Source organism: Desulfocicer niacini, from assembly GCF_054657595.1.
Map to the genome: position 1 here is coordinate 1 of NZ_BAAHYK010000092.1, position 8,170 is coordinate 8,170.

Consider the following 8,170-nt stretch of genomic DNA (forward strand, 5'->3'; position numbering starts at 1 on the left):
GTGGTTGAGTGCATATTTCAACGCTTTAATAATTTTTCATACTTTTCTTGACTAAAAGCATCTTCCTATCTTTTGGGAGAGATAAATCAGGGTGATCGCGTGTAAAAGGCCCGGATGAATGATTTCAGTAAGTTACCTTGTTTCGGCAAACCCTGGTAAAATGCAGCGATCACCATAAACAGCCAAAATTCTTGAAACTAAAAAGCCGGACCAGATTGACTTGTGTTTGCCCTGGAAGATAAACACATTAGGACTGACTGGTTAGATTCTTTTTAACAGGAGTAGACGTTTAGACAGGAACACACGATTCTTTAAAAGACCCTTTCTTCTTTGAACGCCACCTTGCCCTGGTTTTCAAAAATTCGTATCAGGCAAAGGTGCATGGTCTGGCCTCCGACATTTTCATAAAACAAAAACATGTTGTCATCGTTGGTATGATTGATAGAGGAGAGCGAACCACACATAAACTGGGTAAAGGACTGCCCGGAATACAGGTCTGTGGTCTGCATCAGTTCCAGTTCATGGGTATGACCGCAGAAAACCATTCCAATTTTATGTTCATGGACAAAATCAATCAAAGAGGATGAGTTTACCAATGGGCACTCATCTGTGCCCAGAAGGGAATGGTGAATCAACAGCAGGGGCAGATCATATTCGGTCTGCTTTATTTTTCTGGAAACTGCTTCCAGGACCTCTTTTTCAACATATCCGTCATCCCGGTATAATTCATTGGTATCAATGCTGATAACCAACACCTTTTTTTTATTTATGGAAATGGGTTTGATAAAATTAATGTCTGTGAAATTGTCCCGGACCTTGGTTATTTCCCGGTCCAAAAAAAGGTGCTTCTTTTTTGTTTTTTCCATTTTAGAGATGTAAATAATATCGGGATTGTAAATATATTTTCGGAAGAGTTCATGGGAACGCATATTTCTTTTGTCATGGTTACCAATGATGGAGATAACATTTTTACACTTAATGGATTTTAGAAACCGTCCGGCCTTGGCATATTCGTCTTCCAGTCCATCCGTGGTATTGTCTCCTGTATTGATGACGATATCGGCGTCAAATGAGTTAATTTTTTTAAGTAAAATTTTGTCATTGCCATCCCAGTGCCTTGGACCGAAATGAAGGTCTGATATGTGTAAAATATTCATGCATGATTCCCAGTTGAAGGCAAAGGTTGCCGCCTTTAAGTTTGACACGCCAAATTTTGAAATACTGATTTTCAGGTATTTGTGATGCCGGTGCACTGCCTTGGGTAAACCCCTATCCTTGGAGTCTATCGTTTTAGAACAGGCTTTGCAATGCATTTGAAAAACACATCCGTGAAACTAAAGGTAAAAATATGCTGTGCATTTCAGGTGATGACCCAACCGGGGTGTACCTGAAGGTATTTTTATTAAATGCCGGCTAACACAGATCTAATATTTGGTCCTTGACTTTACAGGATATTCCTATAGCCTATTGGAAGTTGTGCAAATCCACAAGATGCACAAACGTTTCCTTCTTTAAGGTGTATATCCCGATTCTCACATGTGGTTTGCCCCCCTAAGTTAGAAGCCTTTTTTAACAAGACCTGTCCGTCGTACAAAAAATCTCATCTCCAAAATAGATGATGGTTTTTTGAGTCCATTAATTGTTAATAGAAGGAGGTCTATGAAATCAGAACCGAAACCCTATCCCCCCAAACGCATAACAACGGCATTGCTCCTGGCAGCTGGCACAGGAAGCCGCCTGCTTCCCCTCACAAAAAAATCACCCAAATGCCTAACCCTTGTGAATGAAATATCCATATTGGAACGGCTGATCAAAAGTCTGAACCAAAACGGTTTCAAACGACTGGTTGTGGTTACCGGTCACCTGGAAGACTGTATTCGAAATTTTCTGGAAACCCGGGCCGGGAATCTCACCATTGACTATGTTTTCAGCCCCTTATACAAAACAACCAATAATATTTACTCCTTGTGGATGGCCAGAGATATTATCAATGAACCGTTTTTGCTCGTTGAAAGCGATCTTGTTTTTGACCCCTCATTATTGAAAGAGATGATTTACCCTGACAGGATCGCCATTGCCAAAATGGAACCCTGGCTGAACGGTTCAACCGTCACAATCAACGGAGCCAACAGAATTAATGCGTTTCACAGTGACGGGTTAAAGGGTTCCGGACCGACTCGGTATAAGACGGTAAATATATATAGCCTGTCTGTTTCCTCCTGGTATAAGGTTATCGAGAAACTGAATCAATGTATTCTTGCAGGCCAGGTAAATGACTATTATGAAAAAGTATTCAGGCAATTGGTGGTTGAAAAATCCTTATCCTTTGATGCTGTCTTTTTTGACCATAAACCCTGGTATGAGATTGACACGGCAGAAGATCTTGCATCTGCTGAGCGTCTGTTCCCGTCAAAGGCCAGAATGCCCTTTAAACTGTTAACCACACTTTATCTTCAAAAAACCAGACGGCCTGTCCGGGAAAAAATATTAAAAGGAAGCCCCCATGCCCAAGCCTCAGTATAGCAACCCAGGGGAGAAGTATACCTATGTATCAGGTCAGCATGGCGGATATTACCGCCATGATTTTATTGACCATGCATATTTATACAACCTTTATTTCCCGCCGGAAGCAGTGTTTTCCCGCTTTAAACAGAAGATCCATGATCTGGTGCTGAACTACCCGGTTGCCCAGGATGTCCTGGCCAGCCTGGTGGGCAGGCTTATTGACCAACCAGCCGAGCGCATTGTTGTGGGCAATGGTGCGGCAGAGCTTATCAAAATCGTCTCAGGGCAAATGGCAAACAGGCTCATTGTTCCGGTACCCTCATTTAATGAATATGTAAATGCTGCCCCCTTGGGCCATGCCATAGAATTCCCCCTTGACTCACCATCCTTTAACCTGGATGTGGACAAATTCGCAGTTTGCGCCATTAAAGAAAATGCAGACATTGCGGTTGTGGTCACCCCCAACAACCCGACCTCCATGGCTGTTCCCAAACAGGATCTGGTCCGTCTGGCAGAAAAACTGGCCCCCCATGACTGCCAGCTGATCATTGATGAGTCCTTTATTGATTTTACCCGGGACCCGGATCAATTTTCAATGGAAAACGAGATTGAGAAATACCCCAATGTCACCATTTTTAAAAGCATGAGCAAGGCCTATGGAATTTGCGGCATTCGAATCGGATATCTGGTGACAGCAAATCTGAGATTTGCCAATGCGGTTCGTCAAGGAGTTCATATCTGGAATATCAACGGATTTGCCGAAGAATTCCTAAGAATACTGCCTAATTTCCAGGGGGAATTTATAAATAGTTGCATCCAGGTTAAAAAAGACCGGGATAAACTCTACCAGGGCCTGAAGGCATTTTCACGGCTAACCGTGTATCAACCAGACGCAAATTTCATTTTCTGCCGACTGCCCGACCAAGGCCTGGATGCCCCCCAATTAACAGAAAAATTATTCGTTGACCACAACATGTATATCAAACACTGTCAGGGTAAAACCATGCCCCAGGGGGATCGGTTTATCCGTATCGCCTCCCGGACTGAACAGGAAAACACCAACCTGGTGGATGCCATGGCATCTATCCTCGGGTATAAATAGAGAGTTTAAGATGAACACAGACCACCCCTCACATCAAACCAGCATGCTCTGGTTTGCCAAAGACCTTCCCAATCTCTGCTCCCTTGCCGGACTCTTCTCTGCGCTTTTGGGAATATATTTCGCAATTTTACAACAATTTCCCATTGCCGTGGTCGCAATGATCTGGGCTGTTCTCTTTGACTGGGGAGACGGCATTATCGCCCGAAGCATGACCGGCAGAACAAAAAAGCAGGGGGAGTTTGGCGGGCAGCTGGACTCGTTGATCGATATGGTGAGCTTTGGCATCTGCCCGGCTGTTTTCCTTTTAAGTTATGGACAGTTCAGTGCATGGTATCTGCCCGGCGCCTTTGTGATTGTTGGTACCAGTGCCATACGGCTGAGTTATTTTAATGTATTCGGCCTTGTGGACAGCTCAACTTACAAAGGGCTGGCACTGGACAACAATATTATTATTTTTGCCTTTGTTTTTCTGTTTGAAGGATTTTTCAGCCCCATTATTTTTTCAATCATCCTCTATGCCATGTTCATGGTCATGGCAGGGTTTAACCTGTCGTCCCTGCGAACCCCAAAATTTTCCAGTGCCTGGTTTTATGGCCTGGTGGGATACACAATAATACTGACACTGATTTACAGTTTCACCTTTTGACGGGCTGATCCCCCCAGCGGTACCCCCCATAAAGGTCTCAGCCATAATGATGAAATTTGCACCCACCGTGGACAAAACCCCGGGGCTGTGATACCTGGAACCATGGATTTTATCGCATCGGCCATGGGCCCGGAAAAACAACCTGACACTGCCTATTTTTATCTGTTTTACAAAAACAGCCTTATTGTTGAAAAGAACAATCCCGTCACCATCCCCTGCCTGACCTTAAAACAGGCAGCAGACCTGCCCATGGGGGAGGCTTTTTTCTTTGGCACATACAAGACCATACCCTGCTATTGCGCAGAACTGATATCTGATAACTGCCCTGCCGATTATTCCCGAATCAGCCTTCGGGCCTTTTATTTACAGGCACAGGATATATCCAGACAGATGGCTGCCCATGCCAGGGGGGTCATGGACCTGCACATCAATTTTCTATTCTGCGGTAAATGTGCAGCCCCGACCATCCCGGACCAGGGGGAGCATGCCAGGATCTGCCCCTCCTGTGATCTGCATTTTTATCCACGGGTCTCCCCTGCCGTGATCATGGCCGTGACCCGGGAAGATGAAATTCTTCTGGCCAGGGGGGTAAACTTCCCGGACACAAACATGTTCAGCGTATTGGCCGGATTCGTATCCCCGGCAGAAACTCTGGAAGCCTGTGTAAAAAGAGAGGTGTTTGAAGAAACCAGAATAGAGGTAAAGAACCTGCGCTATGTTAAGAGCCAGCCCTGGCCTTTTCCTGACAGCCTCATGATCGGATTTACAGCTGAATATGCCGCAGGTGACATTGTCATTGATCCAAAGGAAATCCTTGAGGCAGGATGGTTCAGGGCTGATAACCTGCCCAAAACCCCGGCCTCATTCAGCCTGGCTGGCCAGCTCATCAATGATTTTATCCAGGCACAAATCCCTGGAAGATAATCACCCCAACCGGGCCGCAGAAAATGCATCTTCATGATCAAGCCACCGGTCCTGGGCAGTCTCGTCCGAGAACAGAACCTCCAGCCCCTTGACAAAGCCCACCTGAAAGGACGCAAAGCCCCGGTCTGCCATTACCTTGATAAACACAGAGGAATACATGTCAGTGCAGCCCCGAAACAGAGGATAACAGGGCACCTGGATTTCACATCCCCGGTCATGGCCCTCCTGGCACACCTCAATATCAGTGGAATGATAGGCCCGGCAGGAAAAGGGACGCAAAGCATAGATCAGGCAATGCTCCTGGTGGTCCAGAAAGGGACAGGGTGTCTTGACAGCCACCGCTATCTTCGGGCGGCACTGAGATTTGTAAAAAAGGATGATTAAATAGATTATTTCTGCAAATAGCTATAATTATAACATTAATGTTAAGTTTACATTCATTCGGTAACCTTAACCGTTCTGACCATTACCAGCATTAAAGTTGTAAACTTCTAGGGTGTAAAATATCTATTTTACACCCTTTTTTTTAAGCATAATAAAAGCAATATAATGAGAGTTGAAGTGTTTTGAAAAGCGTTATAGTATTTGCATCTTATCAACCAGGTTCAATTCAGCGATGACTGTCAGTGTATGGTTTATGATGATACATCTCTTCAGAGCAATATTGTCGTGTTATGGATTCAAGATTCTCGCGCAACGCCTCGTCTGGAGTGGCAGATATTTTTTCATAAAGTGATTTTGCAATCGTATTGAACGTGTCCACAAGAGAGGGATCAAAATGAGTCCCACGACCCTCAGCTATAATGTCCATTGCTTCATCAAAGGGTATGGGTGGTTTATAGGGGCGTTTTGAGGTGATTGCATCAAAGACATCTGCAATGGCGAAGATTCTTGCAATAATAGGGATGGAATCGTCTTTGAGCCCATAGGGATATCCGCCACCTGTAAATTTTTCGTGATGATATTTCACAACATCTGTTGCATCTTTCAGCCAGGTGGATCTCTCAACGATTTCCATGCCGTAATTTACATGGTGTTTCATGAATTCAAATTCTTCATCTGTCAGCTTACCCGGTTTCAAAAGAATGTTATCGGAAATTCCAATTTTACCGACATCGTGAAGAAAAGCACCTTTTATAAGTGTAGGAATCAAACGTTGCTCAAGGCCCATCGCCTCGGCCAATCTGACCGAATAGATCGTGACGCGATAATTGTGGATATCCGTGTCACTGTCCCGTTTGGCAATCGCGCTCCCAAGCACCTCTAAGGTCTCAATATTCGCTTCCAGAAGATTATTCGCCTGTTGGGACAATCTGCTAATTAAGGTCATAATAATCGGGTAGAGTATCAGAGTAGTTAATAGAACAATTCCAATGGTCTCCAGGCAGGTCCGTGCAATACGACCAACAACTTCATTTCTTGCGGTAGCAGATACGGCAAATACGCCACTTAAGATTGCCGTCTGTTGCCCTATTTCATTTGTGAGTGGAAATGTGAGCTGAATATGTGGACTACCATTTAGATACCTGAATTTTGAGACATGACTGCTACTGGCCGACAGTTGCTCTTCCATAGAACTCATTATCGCGTCAACTTCATCGATATACGTTGATTCGGCATTTTTTTCCTGAACGATTGCCTTGCCATTAAGCGTATATATTCCCGTATAGATAAGGTTACCAATTCCCCGGTCCAGCTTACCGATGCTTGAAAGCATCTTCAGTTTATTTTGAAGCTCAGGTGTTTTCGTGAACACCGGTGTTTCTACATTGTCTCGAATTTCATCATTAAAACGGGCGACGATTTCACCTGCCCGGTTGTTCACGAGCTGACTTAATCTTTGAAATTCAAGGGAAAATACGGTGAGAGCAAGGACAATTGAAATCACTGAACCTGCAATAAAAAGTCTTACTACCAATGTTTTCCGGATGGAAGACTTAAGAGATCTCATATTACGGTTTAAGCTGGATTCTGTTATATTGGAATGGTCGGATGTCATTAGCGTTTTTAAACCTTGCAATTGTAATAAATTTTAGTACTATAACTACTTGAATTCGGTTTAGATGCCCAATCAGTTCCAGTGGTCAGACAAATTTGTAATTATATCATATGGAAATCTACCCGTCAAGCAACTTATTGGGAGCTCTTTTTTGAATTTAGCAAGGATATTGGATAAACGGATGATTTTTTTTTGCGGAGAAAAGAAGTGAAGAACCGATTGATGTTGTATGTGTTTTTTAGTATTTCGGCGCTCCAGTTGGGATGCGTTTCTAATGAAAAATTTAACACAACCCGTGTTAATTATCTGGAAGATGTTAAGCAATGTGAAGAGAGGTTGAACAGTCAGATCAAAAGCAATCTTATTGAGACGCAATTCTTGACCGAACAAATTAAAACACTAAAACAGGAGTTAGAGCAAGCGGTAAGCAGTCAAATTAAAAGCAATCGTATCGAGAAACAATCCCTGACCGAACAGATTGAAACATTGGAGCAGGTGTTACAGCAAAAGGAGAAGAAAATTTCAATCCTTGAGACGGTAATTCGACTTTTCGACGATTCCGATCACACACTTCAAAGCGCTATTCAGGAACAACTATCCACTCAGAAACTTGATAGGCCCGATTAGTCCTAAAACAAGCGTGTTCATTAAAGTTCGATCGTATATAGGTTCGAAAATTCGAATAGCCTGGCACAGAACTCTTTTTCCGGTGCATGCAGGGGAAGCAGTGCATCTCCGTGCAGAACAGGAATTCATCTCCGCCGACCACTGCGATTTTATCTCCCACCATGGAGATGAGTCCGCTGATCTGGCCCATATTTCCATCACACTCCTTAATACCAATCACCTGCCCGTCGGCCTTCTCCACGATCTCGGCAACTGTTTCAGGCTGCATGTTGACCAAGGTGCTATTACCGGTTCAAACAGAATACCAACTATCGGTGGTGTGCATTTATGAATGGAATTAACCGTCAAATATTCAATAGTTTGGATG

At 43.8% G+C, this 8,170-nt stretch carries 9 protein-coding genes; 5 read left to right on the forward strand and 4 right to left on the reverse strand.

The features are described 5' to 3' along the window. Positions 1-311: 311 nt before the first annotated feature. Entirely contained in the window at positions 312-1,157 is an 846-nt protein-coding gene (locus ACYQ2M_RS24195) for a metallophosphoesterase family protein (protein ID WP_459918968.1), read from the reverse strand. Positions 1,158-1,659: 502 nt separating this feature from the next. Here ACYQ2M_RS24195 and ACYQ2M_RS24200 point away from each other — a divergent pair. The 4 genes from ACYQ2M_RS24200 to nudC all read left to right on the forward strand — a co-directional run bounded on the left by ACYQ2M_RS24200 (position 1,660) and on the right by nudC (position 5,177). Further along, on the forward strand, positions 1,660-2,523 hold the full coding sequence (locus tag ACYQ2M_RS24200) for a phosphocholine cytidylyltransferase family protein (RefSeq protein ID WP_459918969.1): 864 nt from the start codon (positions 1,660-1,662) through the stop codon (positions 2,521-2,523). Beyond that, a complete protein-coding gene (locus ACYQ2M_RS24205) occupies positions 2,504-3,607 on the forward strand; it encodes a pyridoxal phosphate-dependent aminotransferase (protein ID WP_459918970.1) in 1,104 nt (367 codons plus the stop codon). Before ACYQ2M_RS24200 ends, ACYQ2M_RS24205 begins: the two co-directional genes overlap by 20 nt. Before the next feature lie 10 nt (positions 3,608-3,617). Then, positions 3,618-4,253 carry a CDP-alcohol phosphatidyltransferase family protein gene (locus ACYQ2M_RS24210; RefSeq protein WP_459918971.1) on the forward strand — a complete coding sequence of 212 codons (636 nt, stop codon included), beginning with the start codon at positions 3,618-3,620 and terminating at the stop codon, positions 4,251-4,253. 87 nt (positions 4,254-4,340) lie between these two features. After that, positions 4,341-5,177, forward strand: a complete 837-nt coding sequence (gene nudC / locus ACYQ2M_RS24215; RefSeq protein WP_459918972.1) for an NAD(+) diphosphatase — start codon at positions 4,341-4,343, stop codon at positions 5,175-5,177. Here nudC and ACYQ2M_RS24220 read toward each other — a convergent pair whose 3' ends face one another. Together ACYQ2M_RS24220 and ACYQ2M_RS24225 are read right to left on the reverse strand one after the other, a co-directional pair. Further along, a complete protein-coding gene (locus tag ACYQ2M_RS24220; RefSeq protein ID WP_459918976.1) occupies positions 5,178-5,570 on the reverse strand; it encodes a YkgJ family cysteine cluster protein in 393 nt (130 codons plus the stop codon). 217 nt (positions 5,571-5,787) lie between these two features. Next, the gene (locus ACYQ2M_RS24225) at positions 5,788-7,095 is read right to left on the reverse strand and encodes an HD-GYP domain-containing protein (protein ID WP_459918973.1); all 1,308 of its coding nucleotides are present in this window, start codon (positions 7,093-7,095) and stop codon (positions 5,788-5,790) included. Positions 7,096-7,383: 288 nt separating this feature from the next. On the opposite strand from ACYQ2M_RS24225, the gene ACYQ2M_RS24230 reads away from it, so the two are divergent. Continuing rightward, positions 7,384-7,803, forward strand: a complete 420-nt coding sequence (locus tag ACYQ2M_RS24230; protein WP_459918974.1) for a hypothetical protein — start codon at positions 7,384-7,386, stop codon at positions 7,801-7,803. Here ACYQ2M_RS24230 and ACYQ2M_RS24235 read toward each other — a convergent pair. Beyond that, the gene (locus ACYQ2M_RS24235) at positions 7,757-8,071 is read right to left on the reverse strand and encodes a hypothetical protein (protein WP_459918975.1); all 315 of its coding nucleotides are present in this window, start codon (positions 8,069-8,071) and stop codon (positions 7,757-7,759) included. The genes ACYQ2M_RS24230 and ACYQ2M_RS24235 overlap by 47 nt on opposite strands. Between the last annotated feature and the right edge of the window lie 99 nt (positions 8,072-8,170).